We start from the raw sequence: 21,297 nt of genomic DNA on the forward strand, positions 1-21,297 counted from the left end.
TGGGAGACGTGGCAGGCATCGATCCGGCAGAAGAGATCAACGAGCTTCGGGGCACGCTCCGCAGCATCCAGGACGTGCTCGACCTCGACGCGATGCGCAAGCAGATCGAGGAGCTGGAGCAGCAGGTTGCCGCCCCCGACCTGTGGGACGACCCCGACCAGGCCCAGAAGGTGACGAGCCGGCTCTCCCACCTCCAGGGCGAGCTCAACAGGGTCGACGGCGTCGCCAGGCGCCTCGACGACCTGGCGGTCCTCTACGAGCTGGCGGCCGAGGAGGCCGACGACGACACGCGCGCCGAGGCCGACAAGGAGCTCGAGTCGCTGCGCTCCGACATCGGCGCCCTTGAGGTCCGCACGCTGCTGTCGGGCGAATACGACGCCCGCGAGGCGCTCATCACGATCAACTCCCAGGCCGGCGGCGTCGACGCGGCCGACTGGGCGGAGATGCTGCTGCGCATGTACCTCCGCTGGGCCGAGCGCAAGGGCTACGCGACCGAGGTCTACGACACCTCCTACGCGGAGGAGGCCGGCATCAAGTCGGCCACGTTCACGATCAAGGCCCCCTACGCCTACGGCACGCTGCGCGGCGAGCACGGCACCCACCGGCTGGTCCGCATCAGCCCCTTCGACAACCAGGGGCGGCGGCAGACCTCGTTCGCCGGGGTCGACATCGTGCCCGTCGTCGAGCAGACCGACCACATCGACATCAACGAGGACGAGATCCGCGTCGACGTCTACCGGTCGAGCGGCCCGGGCGGCCAGGGCGTCAACACCACCGACTCCGCGGTGCGCATCACCCACCTGCCGACCGGCATCGTGGTCTCCTGCCAGAACGAGCGCTCCCAGCTGCAAAACCGCGCCACGGCGATGAACGTGCTGCAGGCCAAGCTGCTGGAGCGCAAGCGGCAGGAGGAGGCCGAGAAGATGTCGGAGCTGCGCGGCGCCTCCACCACCTCGTGGGGCACGCAGATCCGCAACTACGTGCTGCACCCTTACCAGATCGTGAAAGACCTGCGCACCGCCACCGAGGCCGGCAACCCGTCAGCGGTGCTCGACGGCGACCTCGACGAGTTCATCGAGTCGGAGATCCGGTGGATGCGGCGCCAGGAGTCAGGCGCCGAGCAATAGGTGCTCGGCCGCCAGCGTCAGCAGGAGCAGGGCGACGAGCAGCAGGCCGATGAGGGCGGGTGACAGCCCGGCGAAGCCGTGGTTGTGCATCCGCTCCCGGTTGGCGCGGCACAGGGGGCAGCGTCCCTCGATCACGGGGTGGGCGCACTGCGCGCATACGAGGTGTTCGCAACTCATGACAGCCCCAAGTCTAGCCGCACAATCGTTTTGTTTCCGTTATGGACGTTCCATGCCAGTCTTCCCCCTAGACTGTCGTCTGGCCAATCGGAACGTCGATCATCAGTAAAGAAGACGTAACCGATGGTCGCCCGGCGGGAAGTGGGCATATGCCACCCTCGCTTCCGTCCTGACCCCTAGACTGGCATGCCGTGATGCTCTCGTGATCCATTTCGATAATGTCACCAAGGTCTACGCGAACCAGAACCGGCCCGCCCTCGACCACGTATCCGTTGACGTGGACAAGGGTGAGTTCGTGTTCCTCGTCGGTCCCTCGGGATCAGGCAAGTCCACGTTCCTGCGTCTGATCCTGAAGGAGGAGCGGCCCAACTCCGGCGCGATCCACGTCGCCGGCAAGGATCTGGCCCGCCTCTCCAACTTCAAGGTGCCGCACCTGCGCCGCCGCATCGGCTGCGTCTTCCAGGACTTCAGGCTGCTCCCGAACAAGAACGTCTACGAGAATGTGGCGTTCGCGCTCGAGGTCATCGGTAAGCCGCGGCGGTTCATCCGCAAGGTGGTGCCCGAGGTCATCGAGCTGGTCGGCCTCGAAGGCAAGGCGCACCGCATGCCCGACGAGCTGTCCGGCGGCGAGCAGCAGCGCGTCGCCATGGCCCGCGCCTTCGTCAACCGGCCGATGATCCTGCTGGCCGACGAGCCCACGGGCAACATCGACCCCGCGACGAGCATCGGCATCATGAAGGTGCTCGACCGCATCAACAGGACTGGCACCACGGTCGTCATGGCCACGCACGACGCGGCCATCGTCGACTCCATGCGTAAGCGTGTCGTGGAGCTGGAGGACGGCAAGATCGTCCGTGACCAGTCGCGTGGCGTGTACGGCCAGGCGTACTGACAGGGAGCTGCAGACAAGACATGCGGGCGAATTTCATCTTCTCCGAGGTCTGGATCGGCCTCCGTCGCAACCTGACCATGACGATCGCCGTGATCATCACGGTGGCGGTCGGCATGGCGATGCTGGGCGTCGGTCTGATGATCAACACCCAGGTCGGCCTGATGAAGGGCTACTGGGACGACAAGGTCGAGATCTCCGTCTTCCTGTGCAAGAAGGGGACGGCCATACCGGACTGCAAGGGCAAGGCGGTCACGCCCGCGCAGATCAAGGCGCTCGAGACGCACATCAAGGGCACCAAGGGCGTCAAGGAGGTGTTCTTCGAGGACGAGGCCGACGCCTACCAGAACTTCAAGCAGTCGTTCTCGTCCACGAACAAGGCGCTGGTCGACGCGACCAAGGTCGAAGACCTGCCGCAGTCCTTCCGGATCAAGCTCCAGGACCCCGACAACTACCAGCCGGTGATCCAGGCCGTGACGGGCCAGCCGGGCGTGGCCCAGGTGATGGACCAGAAACAGCTCATCGCCCCGTTCTTCGCCATGCTCGACAAGCTCGCCTTCGCGGCGCTGACGGTCGCCATCATCCTGGTGCTCGCGGCGGCGCTGCTGATCGGCAACACGGTGCGGCTGTCGGCGTTCAACCGGCGCCGTGAGACGGGCATCATGCGGCTGGTCGGCGCCTCCAACCTCTACATCCAGCTGCCCTTCGTCATGGAGGGCGTCATCGCCGGCCTCGTCGGCGGGGTGTTCGCGGCGGTCATCCTGATCTGCGCGAAGGTGTTCCTGTTCGAGGAGATCGTCGGCTTCTTCGGTGGCGCGACGGCTCAGCTCGGCTGGAACGACCTGGCCCAGACGATCACCATCACCATGATCATCGGTGTCGTGATCTGTATCCTGGCCTCGTTCGTGACGCTACGTCGCTATCTGAGGGTGTAGCGGTGCGCATGGGCGCCGGGCACCCCGGGCGCCGGTAAAGTCGAAGCATGCCACGTGAGACCGGGCGGAAGGTCATCGCCCAGAACAAACGTGCTCGGCACGACTACCACGTCGAGGACACTTTCGAGGCGGGTCTCGTGCTGCAGGGCACCGAGGTGAAGTCGCTACGCGAGGGCCGCGCCTCGCTCGTCGACGGCTACGCCATGATCGACGGCAACGAAGCGTGGCTGCTCAATGTGCACATTCCCGAATACTCGCAGGGCACGTGGACCAACCACACGGCCCGGCGCAAGCGCAAGCTGCTGCTGCACAGGAAAGAGATCGACAAGCTCGCCGCCAAGACCAAGGAGGGCGGGCTGACGATCGTGCCGCTGACCCTCTACTTCAAGGACGGCAGGGCGAAGGTCGAGATCGGCCTCGCGCGCGGCAAGAAAGACTGGGACAAGCGGCAGTCGCTGGCGGAGCAGCAGGCCAAGCGGGAGATGGCCCGCGCGCTGCGCTACCGCAACCGATGAGACGGCGGCACTGCGACCGATGCGATCGATGAGAGGCCGACCGATGCGGCGCGCCCGCCGCATCCTGGCCGCGACCGCCACGCTGGCGGTCGCGAGCACCACCCTGACCGGCTGCTTCGAGGAGTCGTCGCCGCACGACGCGGTGCGCGACTTCCTCGTCGGTTGGCAGTCGGAGGACTACGAGCTGGCCGCCGGCCGCACCGACGGCGATCCCGCCAAGGTGCGCAAGGCGCTCGAGGACGCCAAGCTCGAGCTCGACGCCGCCTCCTTCCGCTTCAAGATCACGGGCATCAGCGTCGCCGGCGACGAGTCCACGGCCGACTTCCACGCCGAGGTCGACCTGGGGGAGAACAACCCCCTCTGGGAGTACGAGAGCAAGCTCCCGCTCCACCTGGTCGACGGCGCCTGGAAGGTCCGCTGGTCGCCCTCGGTGCTGCACCCCCAGCTCAAGGAGGGCCAGCGCTTCGCGGTCGACACCGAGCCCAAGCCGCGCCAGCCCGTCCTCGACCGGGCCAACGACCCGCTGCAGAGCGACACCGTCCTCTACGTCGCCGGGGTCGTCCCCGACAAGCTGGGCGAGCGGGCCGAAGAGGTCGTCGCCAAGCTGTCCGACGTCACCGGCTACGCCCAAGACCGGCTGCTGAGCCGGGTCAGGTCGTCGCCGCCCGACAAGTTCGTGCCGCTGGTGACGTTCGGACGCTCCCGCTACCAGTCGATGCAGGCCAAGCTGAGCGCGATCGACGGCATCGAGATCGACGCGCAGGAGCAGCCGGTCAACCCCGACGCACCTCGCCAGATCGTCGGCACGGTCAGCGCGCTCACGCCCGAGACCGAGCAGAAGCTAGGCGGGCCGCAGCGGGCCGGCGACTCGGTGGGCAGGAGCGGGCTGCAGCAGGCGTACCAGGACTATCTGACGGGGTCCACCGAGACGAAGGTGATCACCCTCGACCTCAAGACCGGCCGGCAGGTCGCGCAGCTCGAGGAGTGGCGCGGGCGGCAGAACGTCTCGGTCAAGACCACGATCGACCGCACCGCGCAGGCGTCGGCCGAGCAGGCCGTGGCCGAGACCCAGACCAGCGCGCTGGTGGCGGTGCAGCGCGACACCGGCGAGATCCTCGCGGTCGGCACCAAGGGGCTGCACCAGGAGCGCCATGCGCTGGCGGGCAAGTTCCCGGCCGGCACGGCGTTCTCCATCGTGGCGGCCGACGCGCTGCTGAAGGAGCAGGTGAGCCCCAAGCAGCGGCTGGCCTGCCCGCAGGAGCGCACGGTGGGCGGCGCCAAGTTCGCCAACGCCGCCAACAGCACGCCGCTGCCGGCGTCGGCCACGTTCCAGGAGAACTTCGCGAAGGGCTGCGTGACCGCGCTGGCCTCGCTGGCCCGCCGCGTCTCGGCCGAGGGGCTGCTCAAGAGCGCGCAGACGCTGGGCTTGGAGCAGCCGTGGCGGCTGCCGCTGAAGTCGTTCAGCGGCAAGCTGCCGAAGCTGTCCAGCGACGCCGACAAGGCCAAGGCCATCGCGGGCCAGAACGTCCAGGTGAGCCCGCTCAGCATGGCTCTGGTGGCCGCGGCGGTGGCCTCGGGCACCTGGCGGCCTCCCGTGCTGGTGACCGAGCCCAGGACGCCCGACGCGACCGCCACGGCGCCGCCGGTCACCCAGCCCGCGCCGCAGCAGCTCGACCCGAAGGTGCGCGCGACCCTGCAGACGATGATGCGGGCCGGTGCGGCCGGTACGCCCGCGCAGGCGGGCAAGGGCAAGGTCTACGGCATCGCGGCCACCGCCCCCGAGGGCATGACCTGGTGGGTCGGCTGGCAGGGCAACGTGGCGATCGCGGTGCTGGCGAAGAACCACGACGCCAGGGCCGTGGCGGGCGACTTCTTCGCGGGCCTCGCGAACTGACGCCGCCGGGATGACGCCGGGATGACGCCGGGAACGGCGCCGCCGAATGACGCTGTGAGTGGCGCTGTGAGTGGCGCTGTGAGTGGCGCTGTCGGCGGTGTTGCGGACTGAGTGTGAAAATGTCCGGACGGTGAGCAACCATCCGGGTGGCCGGTCGCGTCTTACTGAGTGACTGGGCCCGCTCGGGGGGTTGCGGTCCCAGTCGCCGTGATGAGACAGGACTTCATCTCGGGGGAAGTCCTGCCGTCCGGACCGGCTCGACCCTGCCGGTCGGCCCCCGGGAGCACGTGCCTCAGTGCCGGGCTCCCGGGGGTTTCGGCATGTGTGGGGGCGATGGCGCCGTGGGAATTAAGTTGGCGCCGAGGGTGTTGTCCGATGTACATTCCTGTTGCGCCGCCCCTCGCGGGGTCGGCGGTGACGGTTGACAACTGCACAGGGGGTGACTGGCTTCGACTTTGGCCTTGCAAGCCAGGTGAAGCGGGCCGAGGACTGCGGACATAACCTCGTTAATCCTGTGACCGCAAACAACAAGTGCCAATTCCAAGAGCACTGTGGCTGCCAGGGACTCCCTGGCGCTCGCTGCCTAAGCAGCGAAACCACTGTCAGCCCGGGAGCGCCTTCGGCCCGGGATCTGGCATCGCTAGAAGGCTCCACCGCTCGACCCGGCCACGGGGGAGAGCGGGAAAGCAAACAGTGGCTGAGCCCGTCGGCGACTCGCCTGCGTGATCGCCGGGGCTGAGAAAAGCACAGCAGGCTGCGCCCGGAGAAGCCCTGACTTGAGGTTGAAGGACGCGGGTTCGATTCCCGCCACCTCCACCAGTCTCGCGACAGGCCCGGTTCCCGTAGGGAGCCGGGCTTTCGTGCGTTTAAGGACCGGTCTGGTCACAGATCTGCCACTCCGTCACTACTCATTGCACTACGTGTGCCAAGGTGTTGCTCTGACATTTTTCTGTGCTGGAGTGGGGTTGAAGCGTGTCAAGGTTCGACTGGCGCCATTCGGTGTTCGCGCCGCTGGTGGGGCTGCTGGTGTCAGCGGTTTTGCTGATGACGGGGATGGTCCGGCAGCTGTTGCAGTTCGTGGGGGCGACCACGGCGCCGGGGGCGGCAGAGCTGGTGGTGACGCTGATCTTCGCGGTGTTCCTCACCACCGTGCTGCGGATCGTGCGGGCCGTGCCGGACATCCGCCGCGAAGCGGCCGCGACGGCGCGCGCCGCGGCCAGCGTGCAGTCGGTGCGGCCGAGCGATGACACGCTGGTCGGCAAGCGTCTGCGGCTGTTCAGGGAGGCCGCGGAGGCCGGTGGCGACGCCGAGGCGGTGCTGACCGCCCGCTCCGCGCTCGACGACGGTGAGATGGCCAACAAGCACCACATCGACCACGCGCTCATCTGGGCGCTGCCGGTCTTCGGCTTCATCGGCACGGCCCTCACCATGGCCGCGATGGTCGGCTCGTTCTCCAGCGCCCTCGACAGCCGTGGCGACCCCGGCGTGCTGATCACCGCGCTCAAGCAGCACGTGCTGCCCGAGCTGGCCTCCGCGTTCGGCGTCACCATGATCGCATTGTTCCTGAGCGTGCTCGCGTTCGGCGCGATGACGCTGATCGAGCGGTCGGAGCGGGCCGGCGTGGCGGCGGCCGACGAGGTGTTCCTCATCTACCTGGCCCGGCTGCCCGGTGGCAAGGGCGCGGCGCCGGCCGCGCCCGCCGGGTCCGAGCTGCGCGGCCTGACGCAGGAGCTGGCGCAGTCGCGTGACAGGACCGAGGAGCTGATCAAGGGGCTGGACGCGCTGCGCACGGCGGTCGAGCGGCAGAGCGCCGCCGAGAGCAAGCCGCAGAAGTACACGCTGGTGAGGGAGCAGTGAGGAAGCAGGCCAGCCGGTCGTTCGCGCCGCCGCTCGACCTGCGGTTCATCGACCTGTTCATGGCGATCGTGCTGGCATTGTCCTTCGTGGCGATCATGCTGACGGTCGTCGCGCGGATGCTGCCCACTGAGGAGTCCGCGCAGCCGCCGCGCCGCCAGCAGACCATCGCGCAGCTCGAACGCAAGCTTGAGGAGTCGGAGCAGGCGCGGCGGGCCGCCGAGGCGGAGCTGCGCGCCACCAAGGAGCAGATCTCCGAGCAGACCGCGTTCGCGCTGCCGTGGTGGCTGATCGGGTTCTGCGCGCTGCTGGGAGTGCTCACGGTGTTCATGAACTGGCGGGTGCGGCTGTGGAACAAGGGCAGCCTGCCGCGCTGGTGGACGTGGGCGCTGGTCACCGTCGTGGTGGCGGTGGTCACGGTGGTGATCAGAGAGCTCAGTGACGGGCAGGGCTACCTGCTGCTCGCCGAGATCCCGTGGTGGGCGGCCGACGTGCTCTGCCTGGGGCTGCTGCTGGTCGCGTACGTGCTGATCACCGACATCCGCGACAGGCAGGTCAAGCTCGGAGAAATCAAGGCGAGATACGCGCCGGATCGGTAGTAGGGTTCCGGACGGGCTGGCCGCGGGACTCCGGTGCGACTTCCGGAAACCGCCTGTACCGCGACTCTTCGCAGCTCGCGCCCCCATTCCCCGGCCAGCTCCGCGACCGTCCCGGGGAGCCATGGAGACCTACGCCGACCTGATCGAGTGCGAGGACGTGCTGCTCTTCGCCAACGCCGCGATGACCGCGACCGGCCAGCGCGAGTTCCACAGCGAGGCGGGCCGGCAGCGCCTCTCCCTGAGCTTCCTGCACGACTACATCCACACCAACTATCCCGATCTGTACGCCGCCACCCTCGCCCTCGACATCAACGACCACAACGCCGCCCTCATCATCGCGGGGCTGCTGCGGCGCAAGGGCGGCGTGGGCCACGAGGCGCGGCTGATCGCCTGGCGGCTCGGCCGGATGAGCCCGCCCCGCGTCTACCGGCTCTTCAGGGAGCTGCGGCGGGCGGGCGTCAACAACCGGCGCACCCGCGCGCTCGTCCGCGACTGGCTGGCCGCCCGGCCCGACCTGGCCTTCGACGCGGTGAAGTACCGGGCGGGGGTCAGGTCCGCGGTCCGGCACGCACACCTTGAGCTGCCGGGGGAGCTGGGCGACTTCCTGTTCACGCCGTTCCGCCGGGCTCACTACGACACGCCCGTGCTGGAGGCGTGGCGGCGGGCCCACTACGACAAGAACGCCCTGTACGAGCTGCCGTACACGGTGGCCGAGGGCTTCGCCGCCCGCCACGGCGTCGACAGGGCCGCGTTCCTGGAGACGATCGCGCCCCGGCTGACCCGCCTGGAGCGGCTGCGGCTGAGCGGGGCCGCCGAGCGCGCCGGCACCCGCACCGGCACCGCCGCTGACCTGGCCGCGCTGCCGCTGGTCAGGGTGGCCTCCTACGTGCTGTCGCTGGCGGCGGACGTCCGCGAGCGGCGGCGCGACGAGCTGGTCGCGGCGCTGCGGGCGTCGGCGGCCAGGGCGGCGGGGTCGCGCGCCGGCACCTGGGGGAAGGTGGCCGCGGTGCTGGACGACAGCTTCTCCTCCTTCGGCTCGCCCGAGAAGCGCCGCCGGCCGCTCGCGGTCGCGCTGGCCTGCCACTACCTGCTGGAGGCGCTGGCCGGCGACTACCGCGCCCTGTGGCTGTCCGGCCGTGCCGACCCGCTCAAGGTCCGCCCGACCGGGCCGACCCCGCTCGGGCGGCGCGTCATCGACGCCCTTGAGCAGCGGCCCGACCTGCTCGTCATCGTCTCCGACGGCTGGGACAACGCGCCGCCCGGCCTCGCCTCCGAGGTGCTGCGAGTGTGGCGGCGCACGCTCGACCCGGCCGGCGAGGTGGGCATCGTGCACCTCAACCCCGTCTACGACGCCGAGCACTTCGAGGTACGGCGGCTGTCCCCGGTCGTGCCGACCGCCGGCATCAGGGACGCCGAGGACCTGCCCGCGCTGGTGGAGCTGGCCAGGTTCGCGGAGGGGCGGAGCGGGGCGGCCGAGCTGCGGGCGTACCTGGCGGAGCGGGCGGCACCCGCGCTGGAGGCACGATGATCGACCTCACCGGGCTGGAGACGCGGCCCGCCCAGACCTGGGGCGCCCTGCGGCTGGTGCCGCTCGTCCGCCGCACGCCCATCGAGGACCTGCGGTTGCACGCCAAGGTGTACGGCGACGAGCCCACCGTGGTCGCGCTGCCCGACAGGTCGCTCTACACCGCGTACGTGCCGCACGCGTTCGTCGCGTCGTGGACCGGCGACGGCACCCCCGCGGCGGCGTACGGCACCCAGCTCGGGCAGCCGCTGCGGCACGTGCCGATCAGGATCAGGCGCAGGATGGCCCGCAGGGCCGACAAGAACCGCCTGCGCTTCTTGCCGCTGCACCTGGCCATGGAGGGTTTCCTCGCGCTCTGCTTCGGTGGCCCCGAGCTGGCGTGGGAGGAGTGGTCGCGCGAGTCGCTGCGGCACGGCCTGTCGCCGCGGGTCGAGGAGGCCTACAGCGGGGCCGAGGTGCGCGGCCTGGAGGACGCGCTCAAGGTCTTCGAGATCCATCCCGGTCAGTGCGGGCTGCTGCTCTACGCCGGTGACACGCTGGCCTCGGCGTTCGTGGCGCCGCATCCCGAGGACTACCGGGCGCTGCACCCGACGCTCGTCCGCGACATGTACGGCGACCTCATCCACGAGTACGCCCTGTTCTTCCCGGCGCGCGACTTCACCGGCACGCTCGACGCCGCCGCGATCTCCTCACTGGCCGACCTGCGGGCCGCGGCCGTCCGCGTCGAGCGGGAGTGGGCCGGTTTCCACGACTCCGTGATGGCGGCCGGGCTGCTCCGCGCCCCCGAGCGGGTGCAGGAGGTCTACCGGATGGGCCGGTTCACGCTGAGCCGGTTCCTGCCCGCGTTCGAGCGCAAGGCCGAGAACCACATCGGGGAGATGATCAGCGACGGCGAGGGGCGTACGGCGTATCTGAAGACGTTCCGGCTGTCGGAGGCGCAGGTCAGGCGCGGCCACCTGCTGAGCGAGCTGGCCGCGCACGGCTGGCACATGGGCGAGACCGCCGCCGCGCTGCGCATCAGCGAGCCCATGCTGGGGATGCGGCTGCGGCGGGCCGGGTTCGGGCACCTGCTGCGGCAGGACGTGCTGGACGGCTACCGCAAGGCGCTCAATGACGGCACCCGGCGTACTCGTCGAGGCGGAGCAGCATCGCCGCCAGCATGAGCGGGAACATGCCGACGTGCGAGACGAGCATGAGCACGTCTCCGTCGATGACGCCCGTCCACAGCAGGGGGAAGAGCGGCACGGCCGGCGCGAACATGATCGCGCACATCTCCAGCGTGGGCGCCCAGCGGTGCCCGCGCACCCGCATCCAGGCGCCCATGCCGATGGACATGTCGAACGCCATCGCCAGGTACCAGAGCTCGGGCTGCTCGGCGAGGGAGACGCCGAGGCCGACGGCGGAGCGGAGCATGCCGATGAGGAGCATGCCGGCGAACATGGCGATGATCATCTCGACGTAGTGGAGGGCGAACCTGCCCCAGCGGCGCCCCGTGGGCGTGGAGGTGGTGGTGGTGGTGGTCGTCGTCGTCATGCCTCGACTGTCGCCCTCAGCGGTGGCGGGGCCCAAGGGAAGCCGTCCGGCAGGTCCGGATACTTGGGTTCCTTGTCCTTCGGACCTACAGTCGTGCCATGGATCGACGACGGTTCGTCGTGGTGGCGTACGAGGCGGCCGAGCTGCTCGACATCGCCTGCGTCACCACGACGCTGGAGAGCGCCAACTGGCACGGCGCGTTACCGTACTACGAATACCGCGTCGCCACCCCCGGCGGCCACCCCATCACCACCGGCACCGCCCTCCGGCTCGACGCGCAGCTCGCCCTCGAACGCGTCACGGGGCCGCTCGACACGCTGCTGATCTCCGGCGGCATCGGCCACGAGGACGCCGCCGCCAACCCCCTCGTCGTCGCCCACGTCAGGCGGCTGGCCAGGGAGAGCAGGCGGGTGGCCTCGGTCTGCACCGGGGCGTACGTGCTGGCCGCCGCCGGGCTGCTCGACGGCCGGCGCGCCACCACCCACTGGAAGGAGGCGCACGTGCTGGCCGGCCGCTTCCCCGGGGTGACCGTCGACCCCGACCCGATCTTCATCCGCGACGGCAACGTCTCGACCTCCGCCGGCATCACCGCCGCGCTCGACCTCACGCTCGCCTTCGTCGAGGAGGACAACGGCCCCGAGCTGGCCAGGACCGTCGCCAGGAACATGGTCACCTACCTCCAGCGGCCCGGCAACCAGGCCCAGATGAGCATGTTCGTCGAGCCGCCCTCGCCCGCCAACAGCCTGGTCAGGCGGATCGTCCAGCACATCTCCACCCACCTGCGCGACGACCTCGCCACCGCCACCCTCGCGGCCGAGGCCGGGGTCAGCGAGCGGCACCTCACCCGGCTCTTCCTCAAGCACCTCGGCCAGACCCCCGGCCGGTACGTCCGCCAGGCCCGCACCGAGGCCGCCGCCCACCTGCTCGCCACCACGTCCCTGCCGATGGCCGCCGTCGCCACGCGCTGCGGGTTCAACTCCGCGGAGACGCTGCGGCAGGCCTTCATCGACCGGTACGGCATCTCGCCGTCCCGCTACCGGTTGTCGCAAGCCGCCGGGTGAGTGCCCGGATCTGGCTAATGTGTCTGCGATGAACGACGACCGGGTCATAGGCGGGTACGCGCTGCGGCGCCTGCTCGGCCGGGGCGGCATGGGCGAGGTCCACCTCGCCACCACGCCGACCGGCGGCCTGGCCGCGGTCAAGCTCATCGACCCGGCGCTGGCCAGGGATCCGGCCTTCCGGCGGCGCTTCGAGCGCGAGGTGGCGGCGGCGCGGCGGGTGGCGCGGTTCTGCACCGCGCCCGTGCTGGACGCCGGCCTCGACGGCGACGTGGTCTACCTCGTCACCGAATACGTCAAAGGGCCCGATCTGGCGCGGGCCGTGCGCGAGCAGGGGCCGCTGTCCGGCGGCAACCTGGAGGCGCTGGCCGTCGGCATCGCCACCGCGCTGAGCGCCATCCACGGGGCCGGGGTCATCCACCGTGACCTCAAGCCGGCCAACGTGCTGCTGTCGCCGCTCGGGCCCAAGGTGATCGACTTCGGCATCGCGCAGCTCGCCGGGCACGACAGCCTGGCCAGCCAGGCGATGCTCGGGACGCCCGCGTTCATGTCGCCCGAGCAGGTGCGCGGCGAGCCTCTCACGCCCGCCGCGGACGTGTTCGCGTGGGGCGGGGTGATCTTGTTCGCCGGTACGGGGCGGCTGCCGTTCGGCGGCGGGGCGCCGGCCGAGGTGCTGTACCGGATCACGCAGGACGAGGCCCGGCTGGACGGGCTGGACGAGGGGATCCAGGGGGTGGTGCGGCGGGCCCTCGCCAAGGATCCCCGGGTGCGGCCATCCGCTCAGGAACTGCTGGGTGACCTGGTCGGGGGGACGCGGCTGGCGGCGGCCACCGAGGTCGTGGAACGGACATGGACCGGCTCAGTAGCGCCGGCGGCCGGCGGGGCGGCTGGTGTGGGCTCTGGGGGTGCGGCCCCAGGAGGTGCTGCGGCCTCCAAGGCTGCTCCCTCTGGGCGAGCGCGGTGGCGGCGATGGCCTTGGGTGGTGGCCGGTGGGGTGGTGGTTGCCGGGGTCGTTGCAGGCGTGACGTTGCCTGGGGTGCTTGCTGCGCCTCGGTGGCCGTATGAGGCCGGGTTCGAGGCTTGGGACACCGGGGTGTCCGAGGGCGGGAGTGCCCGGCCGGCGGGGTCTGGTTATGAGTTGAGCGTCAAGCCTGGGTGGCGGTTGTGGAAGTCGGCGCCCGTGGCGGAGCCGCAGGAGGGTGTGGTCGTCAGCGCCACCGCCAGGCTGCGAAGCGGGGCCGGTGCGTATGGCGTGTGGTGTCACGGGTCGGCTCGGTCGGGTGATCGGTACGAGTTCGGGGTTGACGGCATGGGCAAGGTGTCGATCGTCAAGCGGCGTACGGGCACCGACGGCGTCACCCTTTATGGGCCCACTGCCGTGCCGAAGACGGCCGCCTACCGGGTCGTCGCCGAGTGCGGGAGCGGTGGGGACGCGGTCGGGCTGCGGCTGTGGGTGAACGAGCAGCTGGTCGCGCAGGTGTCCGACGGCGACTCCCCGTACGGGCCTGGCGAGGCGGGTGTGCATGCGGCGTCCGCTCCCGGCCAGACCGTACACGTGAGCTTCGAGTCGTTCGCCGCCAGGCCGGTGGCCGGCACGTGAGCGTGCGCTTCGGCCTGCTGGGGCCGCTGCGGATCGACGGCGGGCAGTCGCCCGGCCCGGCCAAGCACCGTACGCTGCTGGCCGCCCTGCTGCTGTCGGCGGGCGAGCAGGTGCCGGTCGAGCGGCTGCTGTCGGCGGTGTGGGACGACCGGCCGCCGGCTTCGGCGGAGTCGGTGCTCAGGGTGTACGTCAGCGCGCTGCGCAAGCTGGTGGCCGGGATCCGTACCGTGGCCGGTGGTTACCTGCTCGACGTCGAGCCGGACGACGTGGACTGTCACCGGTTCGAGCGGCTGGTCGCCGAGGCGCGGCGGGCGCGGGCGGCGGGGCAGGTGGCGGGGGCGGCCGAGGAGTTCCGTACGGCGCTCGGGCTTTGGCGTGGGGAGGCGCTGGCCGGGGTGGAGTCGTCGGTGCTGCGCCGGGCGTACGGGGTGCCGCTGGAGGAGCTGCGGCTGACCGCCGTGGAGGAGCGGGTCGAGCTGGATCTGCAGCTTGGCAGGGGCGCCGAGGTGGTGGGGGAGTTGCGGGCGCTGACGGGTGCCCATCCGCTGCGGGAGCGGGCCTGGGTGCGGCTCATCGACGCGCTGCACCAGGCGGGGCGCCGGTCGGAGGCGCTGGGGGCGTACCAGGAGGCGCGGCGGACGCTGGTGGACGAGCTGGGGCTGGAGCCGGGCGACGAGCTGGTGGCCGCCCACCAGCGGGTCCTCAATGGCGATCACCCGCCTGGCTACGGCGGTCTCCCCGCTGGTCAAGGCGGGTTTCCCGGCGGTCAGGGCGGTTTCCCCAGCGGTCAGGGCGGGTTTCCCGTCGGACATAGGGGCTTTCCTGTGGGGCCGGGTGGCGGGTGGGTGGATGAGTTGCCGCCGGACATTTCCGACTTTGCTGGGCGGCGGCAGGTGCTCGACTGGATGGCGCGGACGGCGGCTGAGAACGCCACCACACCCGTCCACCTCGTGCTGCACGGCCCGCCGGGGTGCGGGAAGTCGGCGGTGGCCGTGCATGCGGCCTCCGTGCTCGACCGCCCCGACGGCCGCCTGTACGCCGCGCTCGGCTCCCGCCCTCCCGGTGCGGTGCTGGAGGATCTGCTGCGTTCGCTCGGTTGCCCCGACGGCGCGGTGCCGCCGGGGCTGGACGACCGGGTGCGCCTCTACCGCAGCACGACCGCCCGGCGCCGACTGCTCGTCGTGCTGGACGACGCCGCCGACGAGGCCCAGGTGCGCCCCCTGCTGCCCACAGGGCCGGGCAGCATCACCCTGGTCACCAGCCGGTCGCCGCTGGCCGGGCTGGAGGCGGCGCGGGCGTACGAGCTGGGCCTGCTCGACGAGGACGAGGCCGTCGCGATGCTCGCGGGCGTGGCAGGTGCCGAGCGCGTGGAGGCCGAGCCTGAGGCCGCGCTGCGCATCGTCCGGCTCTGCGGCCACCTGCCGCTGGCGCTGCGCATCGCCGGCTCCCGGCTGGCGAGGAGGCCGGGCTGGACGCTCGACCACCTGGCGGGCCGGCTCGGCGACGAGCGGCGCAGGCTCGACGAGCTGAGCGCGGGCGACCTCGCCGTACGCGGCAGCCTCGCCCTGGGCTACCGCGGCCTGCCCGACCCCGAACGGCTGCTGCTGCGCCGCCTGGGCGCCCTGTCGGCGCGGGACTTCGCGCCCTGGGTGGCGGGCGCCGACCTGGAACCGCTGGTGGAGGCGGGGCTGCTGCAGTCGCGCGGGCTCGACGAGGCAGGCCAGGAGCGGTACGGCTGGCACGACCTCACCCGCCTGTACGCCGCGGAACGCCTGGCCGAGGAGGACGGCGGTCCAGGCCCGGTGCTGGCCTCGCTGGCGGGCGAGATCCTGGAGCGCACCAGGCAGGCCAGGGCCGCGCTGCTCCCGGCGGAGCCGGGCACCGGCCGTACCGAGGTGCGCCCGCCCGCCGCCGGCCTGGAGACGGGCCGGCTGCGGCAGGAGGCGCGGTGGCTGAGCGCCGAGCGCCGCTTCCTGGTGGCGACCGTGCACGACTTCTTCCAGTCAGGTCTGTACGAGGCCGCCTGGCGCCTGGCCTTCTACCTGACGCCGCTGTTCGCGCTGGGCGCCCACCACGACGACTGGCACGCCACCACCGCCACCGGCCTCGACGCGGCGAGGGCCGCAGGGCACCGGGAGGGCGAGGCGCTGCTGCTGCGCGGCCTGGCCGACCTGCACAGGACCGAGGGGCGTACGGAGCCGGCCGCGGCGGCGTTGCGGGCGGCCCAGCCGCTGGTCGAAGGGCTGGAGCTGGCCCGGGTCACGCTCAGGCTCGGCCTGGTGCACGCGGCGCGTCCCGGTGGGGGCGGCGAGGCGGAGCGGGCGTTCGTCCGGGCGTTGCAGGTCTTCGAGGAGCAGGGCGACCGGCGGGGACGGGCGGACGCGTTGCGCGCGCTCGGCGCCCTGCGCGGGGACGAGGGGATGCTGGGGGCGGGGCTGGCGGCGTACGAGGAGCTGGGTGATCCGCGCGGTGCGGCGGAGGCGCTGCTCGACCTGGGCAGGCTGCACCTGCGGGAGGGGCGGATCGCGCGGGCGCGCGAGTGCGTGGAGCGGCGGTTGCGCGTCAACCGGCGGCTGGGCGACCGGCTGCCCGAGGCGGTGGCGCTGCTGGTGCTGGCTGAGGTGCTGACGGCCGTGGGCGACTTCGACGCGGCGGTTGAGACCGTTATGAGAGCTATGGCAGAGTTTGACGCTCTTGGCGATGGCCAGGGCAGGGCCGAGGCAGAACGGCTCGCACACGAGCTTCAGAAGCGGCGTGAACTGCGCATGTGACGCGACTATGCGGATACTGAACGCCGCCTCCCTAAGGTGAGGCCCACAACCCCCGACGACGAAGGTGACCACACGATGCGAAAGTTGTTCGCGCCGGCTGTCGCGGCGCTCGCGCTGGCGGGCTGCGGCATGATCCCCGGCCCGCCCGGCGCCGGTGGCGGCGAGGAGCGGCAGACGCAGACCGCCGCCCAGGAGCCCGCCCAGCAAGCCCAGCCGACCCAGACGCCCACCCAGGCGCCGTCCCAGACGTCGACCGGGTCAGCCCAGCAGGCGCCCGCCCAGGACACCACCGTGATCGCCACCCGCGAGGCCAAGACGGGCGCGGGCGACATGTACGGCGCCGCCCGGGTCGACATCACCTCCCTGCGCCGCCAGGGCAAGACGGTCAGCCTCACCTGGACGGTCACCGCGACCGACGGCAAGGTCAACCTGCACAACGGCATGGGCAGGTCGGCGCTCGACTTCACCGTCTCCAACGTCTCCCTGATCGACCCCGTCAACGCCAAGCGCTACCGGGTGGCGCGCAACGGCACGAGCGAGGACGCCGAGTGCGTGTGCTCGGGCACGCAGGGGCAGTTCCTGGAGTCGGGCGAGGCGTCCACGCTGTACGCCGTCTTCGCCGCCCCGCCGCCCGACGTCACCAAGGTCAACGTCGAGATGCCGATGATCGGCGTGCTCAGCGATGTTCCGATCTCTTAGCGTCGCGCTCGCCGTCACCCTGCTGCCCGCGCTGTCGCCGACGCCCCCGCCCAGCGTGCCCGCCGACGCCACCGGGGTCGTCGAGGACCTCGTGCTGCCGGTCGAGGACATCATCGGCGAGGTCGAGTCCATGGACGGCACCGAGAGCGAGACCACCCAAGGGCGCCAGGTGACCGTGGCGGTGACCAGCGACGTGCTGTTCGCGCTCGACAAGTGGCAGCTCGCCGCCAAGGCGCGCGACCGGCTCGCCAAGGTGGCGCGCAAGGTGCGGACGGAGGGGGCCGGCGGGGTCGTCAAGATCGAGGGGCACACGGACGACCAGGGCACCGACGCCTACAACCGTTCGCTGTCGCTGCGCCGCGCCCAGTCGGTCGAGCGGGCCATGCGCGGGCTGCTCACCGACGCCGGCGTGACCCTCCAGGCGCGGGGGTATGGCGAGAGCCGCCCCAAACTGCCGAACGTGGTGGACGGCAAGCCGGTGGAGGCCAACCGCGCCAAGAACCGCCGCGTCGAGATCATCTTCACCGCCGGACAGTGACCCCCGGCCCCGTCAGCGGGCTCGCGCATGGCTGATCGAGGGCGACGGCCCCGAGGGGCCGCGCCGAGGGCCGGCAACCCGGAGCCCCAAGGGCCGGCGGGCCGGGCCGCCGTCTCGGGCGCCGTCTCGGCTGTCGTCTCGGGCGCCGTCTCGGGCGCCGTGGAGTGGTGAGCCGGGCTCAGTCGGCTTGGAGTTGGCCGAGGGTGACGGTGACGGTCTCGTCGGTGCCGTCGGCGCGGATCAGGGTCACCTTCGCGCGGGCGCCGGGCCGGAGGGTGGTGATGATCTCCGCCAGGGCGGCCATGGTGTTCGTGGGCTTGCCGTTGATCGAGGTGATCACGTCGCCGGGCCGGATGCCGGCCTTCTCGGCGCCGCCGCCGCGTTCGACGCTCGCCACCCCGACCCCGGCGGGCTGGCCGTCCGAGCCGATGACCGTGCTGCCGCGGATGCCCAGGGCGGCGCGGTGGCTGTTGGTGACCTTGCCGTTCTTGACGATCTGGCGGGCGATGTCGGTGGCCGTGTTGCTCGGGATGGCGAAGCCGATGCCGGGCGCGGCGCCGCCGCCCAGTTGCGGGTCGGTGGCGGCAAGGGTCGGGATGCCGATCACGCTGCCCGACAGGTCGACGAGCGCGCCGCCGCTGTTGCCCGGGTTGATGGCGGCGGAGGTCTGGATGGCGCCGGCGATCGTGGCCCCGGGCGAGCCGGGGTCCTGGGGTTCGCTGACCGTACGGCCGAGTGCGGAGACGATGCCGTTCGTCACGCTGCCGGACAGCCCGAGCGGGTTGCCCATGGCCAGCACGATCTGTCCGACCCGCACTTTGGACGAGTCGCCGAACCTGGCCGGCCGCAGCCCGTCCGCCTTGTCCACCTTGATCACCGCGAGGTCGCCCGCGGGGAACGACTTGACCAGCCGGGCCGACCGCGGCGCCCCACCCGTGGCGATGGTGACGGTCATCTGCGTGGCCTGGCCGACGACGTGGGCGTTCGTGACGATGTGTCCGCTGCGGTCGAACACGATGCCCGAGCCGAGCCCGACCTTCGTGTTGATCTGCACGATGGACGGCAGGACGTCCGCGATCACCTTCTCGTACGCCGCCTCCAGGCCCTGCGGCGCGACGGGATGGGACGTCGCAGGGGACGGCGAGGTGGGCCTGGTCGCGGTGGGCGTGGTGGCGCCCGTCGTGGTCGGGGGAGGGCCGCAGCCTGTCAGCAGCACTGCGGCGGCGGCCAGTCCTGCGGCGATCTCCCTCATGGGAAGGTGAACTGCCCAGCTCACCCCAAAAGATACGCCTCCCTGACATTTCTCCTGCTGAGCTTGCCGGTCGGGGTGCGGGGCAGCGACTCGCGATACTCGATCACCCGGGGGTGCTTGAGCCTGGCGAGACGGGGCGCGCAGTGGCGCAGCAGCTCGGCCGTGAGCTCGTCCCCCGCGCTCACCCCGGCGGCCGGCTGCACCAGGGCCACCACCTTGTGCCCCCACTCCGGGTCGGGCACCCCGATCACGGCGACGTCGGCCACCGAGGGGTGTTCGAGGAGCGCCGCCTCGACCTCCGCCGGGTAGATGTTGACCCCGCCGGAGATGATCAGGTCGGTACGCCGGTCCAGCAGGAACAGGTAGCCGTCCTCGTCGAGGTAGCCGATGTCGCCCGGCGTGTACGCGCGTCCGCGCATCGTCGAGGCCGTCTTGCCGGGGTCGCCGTGGTACTCGAACCGGTTGATGCCGCCGATGTAGACCAGGCCGGGAGAGCCCGGGGGCTGCTCCTCGCCGTCCTCGCCGATGATCGTGAACGTCATCCCGTCCAGCGCCCTGCCCACCGTGCCCGGCCTGGCCAGCCACTCCTCCGACGACACCATGGTCGCCACCGCGGCCTCCGTGGAGCCGTAGTACTCCCACAGCACCGGGCCCAGCCAGTCGATCATCGCCTTCTTGGTGGCGGGCGGGCAGGGGGCGGCGCCGTGGTAGAGGTGGGTGAGGGACGACAGGTCGTACTTCTCCCTGTCCGGTACGTCCAGCATGCGGTGGAACATGGTGGGCACCATGAACGCGTTCGTCACCCGGTGCCGCTCGATCAGCTCCAGCGTGGCGGCGGCCTCGAACCGCTCCGGCGCCACGATCGCGTGCCCGAACTGCAGCGCCATCATCGCCTGGCCGTACGGGGCCGAGTGGTAGAGCTGCGAGCACACCAGGTGCACGCCGTCCATCGGGAGCTCGAAGTGGCGCCAGCTCTTGCGCATGAGGATCGGGTACAGCTCCTCCGGCGTCAGGTCCAGCAGGCGGCGGCGGACGCCTTTGGGGCGGCCTGTCGTACCGGAGGTGTAGAGCATCATCGAGCCCGCCTTGCGGAGCGGCGGTGGCGTGGCGGGCCGGCCTTCGATCAGCTCGGGCACCGTGAGCGCGTCCGGGGAGATCACCGCCTTGGCCTGGCAGTCGGCCACGATGTAGTCGATCTCCTCGGTGGTGAAGTGCCAGTTGACGGGGACGAGGTAGACGCCGATCTGGTACGTCGCCAGCATCATCGTCAGGGCGTCGAGCCCGTTTTTCAGCACGGTCACCACGCAGTCGCCCGGTCCCGCGCCGCGCGAGGTCAGGCCGTTGGAGGCGCGGTTGACGCGGTCGAGCAGCGCGCCGTAGGTCGTGCCCTGGTCGCCGAGGAGGGCGGGGCGTTCTGGGTCGTGGGCGGCGATCTCGTAGAAACCCCTCATGTTCGCTGACATTACAGAATTAGATTCTGCTGGGGGAATAGGGGAAATATCGTGCTCGCCGGTGACGTAACCTCATGGCCATGGCGGACGACGGCGAGCAGACACCTACGTATGACCCACCCACCACCCCGTTCCGCAAGATCGTCCTGCCCGCCGAGGAAACGGTAAAAATCTCCCTCCCGACCCCCGGCTCCAAGCCCTCCACCCCGACCAAGGACCCCAAGTCCCCCGCCAAGGACTCCGGGCCGGCGGGGGATGCGGCTCCGGGCAAGGGCGCCGCTTCGGCGAAGGGCACGGCACCGGGTAAGGGCACGGCGTCGGGCGAAACTGCAGCCCGGCCCAAGGGCGCCGGTTCTGGGCAGGGCGCTGGAGCGGGGAAGGGCGCGGCGTCGGGTAAGAGTGCGGCGCCGGGTGAGGCTGCCGCCCCGGGCAAGGGCGCCACGCCAGGGAAGGCTGGCGAACCGGGCAAGGGTGCCACGCCAGGGAAGGCAGGCGGGCCGGGCAAGGGTGGCGGTGCCGCTAAGGACACGGCCTCGGACAAGGCGCCCGCCTCGGCTGAGGGTGCGGCGCCGCGCAAGAGCGGTGGTGCGGGCCCGGCCCAGAGCGCTCCGGCCGGTAAGGCTGCGGGCCCGAGCGGTGGACAACCAGCGGCCTCCGAACCAGGTGCCCCCTCAGGCAAGCCCGCCGCCCCCGCTAAGGGTGCGACACCGGGCAAGAGCGCGGTCTCGAGCGGTGGCGCGGGGTCGGCTCAAGGTTCTGTTCCGGGCAAGGGTGCTGGTTCCGGGCAGGGGGCTGGCGGTTCGGCCGCGTCGCAGGGTGTTGCGGCGGGGGCTGAGGCTGGGCAAGGGGCTGCGGCGCAGGAGGAGCCGGGGCGGCGTGG

The 21,297-nt window shown here is 71.3% G+C and carries 18 protein-coding genes and 1 other RNA gene; 15 read left to right on the forward strand and 4 right to left on the reverse strand.

Features of this window, described 5'->3' with window-relative positions:
* Positions 1–8 precede the first annotated feature (8 nt).
* A complete protein-coding gene (gene prfB, locus AB0K12_RS03025) occupies positions 9–1,127 on the forward strand; it encodes a peptide chain release factor 2 (protein WP_364555172.1) in 1,119 nt (372 codons plus the stop codon).
* Here the strand turns inward: prfB and AB0K12_RS03030 are convergent.
* The gene (locus AB0K12_RS03030; RefSeq protein ID WP_364365386.1) at positions 1,110–1,304 is read right to left on the reverse strand and encodes a hypothetical protein; all 195 of its coding nucleotides are present in this window, start codon (positions 1,302–1,304) and stop codon (positions 1,110–1,112) included. The two genes, prfB and AB0K12_RS03030, sit on opposite strands and share 18 nt — an antisense overlap.
* 202 nt (positions 1,305–1,506) lie before the next feature.
* On the opposite strand from AB0K12_RS03030, the gene ftsE reads away from it, so the two are divergent.
* The 9 genes from ftsE (at position 1,507) to AB0K12_RS03075 (ending at position 10,678) form a co-directional block, all read left to right on the forward strand.
* On the forward strand, positions 1,507–2,196 hold the full coding sequence (ftsE, locus tag AB0K12_RS03035; RefSeq protein ID WP_091079803.1) for a cell division ATP-binding protein FtsE: 690 nt from the start codon (positions 1,507–1,509) through the stop codon (positions 2,194–2,196).
* 20 nt (positions 2,197–2,216) lie between these two features.
* On the forward strand, positions 2,217–3,128 hold the full coding sequence (ftsX, locus tag AB0K12_RS03040; protein ID WP_364555173.1) for a permease-like cell division protein FtsX: 912 nt from the start codon (positions 2,217–2,219) through the stop codon (positions 3,126–3,128).
* A gap of 47 nt (positions 3,129–3,175) precedes the next feature.
* Positions 3,176–3,643, forward strand: coding sequence for an SsrA-binding protein SmpB (gene smpB, locus AB0K12_RS03045; RefSeq protein WP_345396689.1), 468 nt, complete (start codon positions 3,176–3,178; stop codon positions 3,641–3,643).
* Between the two features lie 28 nt (positions 3,644–3,671).
* Positions 3,672–5,537 carry a penicillin-binding transpeptidase domain-containing protein gene (locus tag AB0K12_RS03050; RefSeq protein ID WP_364555174.1) on the forward strand — a complete coding sequence of 622 codons (1,866 nt, stop codon included), beginning with the start codon at positions 3,672–3,674 and terminating at the stop codon, positions 5,535–5,537.
* A gap of 435 nt (positions 5,538–5,972) precedes the next feature.
* Positions 5,973–6,356, forward strand: a transfer-messenger RNA (tmRNA) gene (gene ssrA / locus AB0K12_RS03055).
* A gap of 153 nt (positions 6,357–6,509) precedes the next feature.
* A complete protein-coding gene (locus AB0K12_RS03060) occupies positions 6,510–7,394 on the forward strand; it encodes a hypothetical protein (protein ID WP_364555175.1) in 885 nt (294 codons plus the stop codon).
* On the forward strand, positions 7,391–7,990 hold the full coding sequence (locus AB0K12_RS03065) for a hypothetical protein (RefSeq protein WP_364555176.1): 600 nt from the start codon (positions 7,391–7,393) through the stop codon (positions 7,988–7,990). The genes AB0K12_RS03060 and AB0K12_RS03065 overlap by 4 nt, the downstream gene beginning before the upstream one ends.
* Positions 7,991–8,111: 121 nt before the next feature.
* The gene (locus AB0K12_RS03070) at positions 8,112–9,518 is read left to right on the forward strand and encodes a hypothetical protein (RefSeq protein ID WP_364555177.1); all 1,407 of its coding nucleotides are present in this window, start codon (positions 8,112–8,114) and stop codon (positions 9,516–9,518) included.
* Positions 9,515–10,678 (forward strand): hypothetical protein, encoded by a 1,164-nt coding sequence (locus AB0K12_RS03075; protein WP_364555178.1) that lies wholly within the window; start codon positions 9,515–9,517, stop codon positions 10,676–10,678. The genes AB0K12_RS03070 and AB0K12_RS03075 overlap by 4 nt, the downstream gene beginning before the upstream one ends.
* Here AB0K12_RS03075 and AB0K12_RS03080 read toward each other — a convergent pair.
* A complete protein-coding gene (locus AB0K12_RS03080) occupies positions 10,623–11,048 on the reverse strand; it encodes a hypothetical protein (RefSeq protein ID WP_364555179.1) in 426 nt (141 codons plus the stop codon). The two genes, AB0K12_RS03075 and AB0K12_RS03080, sit on opposite strands and share 56 nt — an antisense overlap.
* Positions 11,049–11,146: 98 nt before the next feature.
* Between AB0K12_RS03080 and AB0K12_RS03085 the strand changes: the two genes are divergently transcribed.
* From AB0K12_RS03085 to AB0K12_RS03105, 5 genes are all read left to right on the forward strand, one after another.
* Positions 11,147–12,109 carry a GlxA family transcriptional regulator gene (locus tag AB0K12_RS03085; RefSeq protein ID WP_364555180.1) on the forward strand — a complete coding sequence of 321 codons (963 nt, stop codon included), beginning with the start codon at positions 11,147–11,149 and terminating at the stop codon, positions 12,107–12,109.
* Positions 12,110–12,137: 28 nt separating this feature from the next.
* Entirely contained in the window at positions 12,138–13,706 is a 1,569-nt protein-coding gene (locus AB0K12_RS03090) for a serine/threonine-protein kinase (RefSeq protein ID WP_364555181.1), read from the forward strand.
* Positions 13,703–16,477, forward strand: coding sequence for a BTAD domain-containing putative transcriptional regulator (locus AB0K12_RS03095; RefSeq protein WP_364555182.1), 2,775 nt, complete (start codon positions 13,703–13,705; stop codon positions 16,475–16,477). The genes AB0K12_RS03090 and AB0K12_RS03095 overlap by 4 nt, the downstream gene beginning before the upstream one ends.
* 75 nt (positions 16,478–16,552) lie before the next feature.
* A complete protein-coding gene (locus AB0K12_RS03100; protein ID WP_364555183.1) occupies positions 16,553–17,176 on the forward strand; it encodes a hypothetical protein in 624 nt (207 codons plus the stop codon).
* Positions 17,160–17,714 (forward strand): OmpA family protein, encoded by a 555-nt coding sequence (locus tag AB0K12_RS03105; protein WP_364555184.1) that lies wholly within the window; start codon positions 17,160–17,162, stop codon positions 17,712–17,714. The genes AB0K12_RS03100 and AB0K12_RS03105 overlap by 17 nt, the downstream gene beginning before the upstream one ends.
* Positions 17,715–17,892: 178 nt before the next feature.
* On the opposite strand, the gene AB0K12_RS03110 is transcribed toward AB0K12_RS03105, so the two are convergent.
* Complete coding sequence (locus AB0K12_RS03110) at positions 17,893–18,966, reverse strand: trypsin-like peptidase domain-containing protein (RefSeq protein WP_364555185.1); 1,074 nt, start codon at positions 18,964–18,966, stop codon at positions 17,893–17,895.
* Positions 18,967–18,986: 20 nt separating this feature from the next.
* The gene (locus AB0K12_RS03115) at positions 18,987–20,417 is read right to left on the reverse strand and encodes an AMP-binding protein (protein WP_364555186.1); all 1,431 of its coding nucleotides are present in this window, start codon (positions 20,415–20,417) and stop codon (positions 18,987–18,989) included.
* Between the last annotated feature and the right edge of the window lie 880 nt (positions 20,418–21,297).

The sequence above is a fragment of the Nonomuraea sp. NPDC049419 genome (assembly GCF_040676995.1).
GTDB classification, from domain to species: Bacteria; Actinomycetota; Actinomycetes; order Streptosporangiales; family Streptosporangiaceae; genus Nonomuraea; species Nonomuraea salmonea.

Bases quoted from the DNA above. Each gene is read 5' to 3' on its own strand.
- AB0K12_RS03070 (WP_364555177.1), top strand. From the start codon at position 8,112: ATGGAGACCTACGCCGACCTGATCGAGTGCGAGGACGTGCTGCTCTTC.
- AB0K12_RS03080 (WP_364555179.1), bottom strand. From the start codon at position 11,048: ATGACGACGACGACCACCACCACCACCACCTCCACGCCCACGGGGCGC.
- smpB (WP_345396689.1), top strand. From the start codon at position 3,176: ATGCCACGTGAGACCGGGCGGAAGGTCATCGCCCAGAACAAACGTGCT.
- AB0K12_RS03105 (WP_364555184.1), top strand. From the start codon at position 17,160: ATGTTCCGATCTCTTAGCGTCGCGCTCGCCGTCACCCTGCTGCCCGCG.
- ftsX (WP_364555173.1), top strand. From the start codon at position 2,217: ATGCGGGCGAATTTCATCTTCTCCGAGGTCTGGATCGGCCTCCGTCGC.
- AB0K12_RS03100 (WP_364555183.1), top strand. From the start codon at position 16,553: ATGCGAAAGTTGTTCGCGCCGGCTGTCGCGGCGCTCGCGCTGGCGGGC.
- AB0K12_RS03115 (WP_364555186.1), bottom strand. From the start codon at position 20,417: ATGAGGGGTTTCTACGAGATCGCCGCCCACGACCCAGAACGCCCCGCC.
- AB0K12_RS03075 (WP_364555178.1), top strand. From the start codon at position 9,515: ATGATCGACCTCACCGGGCTGGAGACGCGGCCCGCCCAGACCTGGGGC.
- AB0K12_RS03030 (WP_364365386.1), bottom strand. From the start codon at position 1,304: ATGAGTTGCGAACACCTCGTATGCGCGCAGTGCGCCCACCCCGTGATC.
- AB0K12_RS03050 (WP_364555174.1), top strand. From the start codon at position 3,672: ATGAGAGGCCGACCGATGCGGCGCGCCCGCCGCATCCTGGCCGCGACC.
- AB0K12_RS03110 (WP_364555185.1), bottom strand. From the start codon at position 18,966: ATGAGGGAGATCGCCGCAGGACTGGCCGCCGCCGCAGTGCTGCTGACA.
- AB0K12_RS03090 (WP_364555181.1), top strand. From the start codon at position 12,138: ATGAACGACGACCGGGTCATAGGCGGGTACGCGCTGCGGCGCCTGCTC.
- AB0K12_RS03085 (WP_364555180.1), top strand. From the start codon at position 11,147: ATGGATCGACGACGGTTCGTCGTGGTGGCGTACGAGGCGGCCGAGCTG.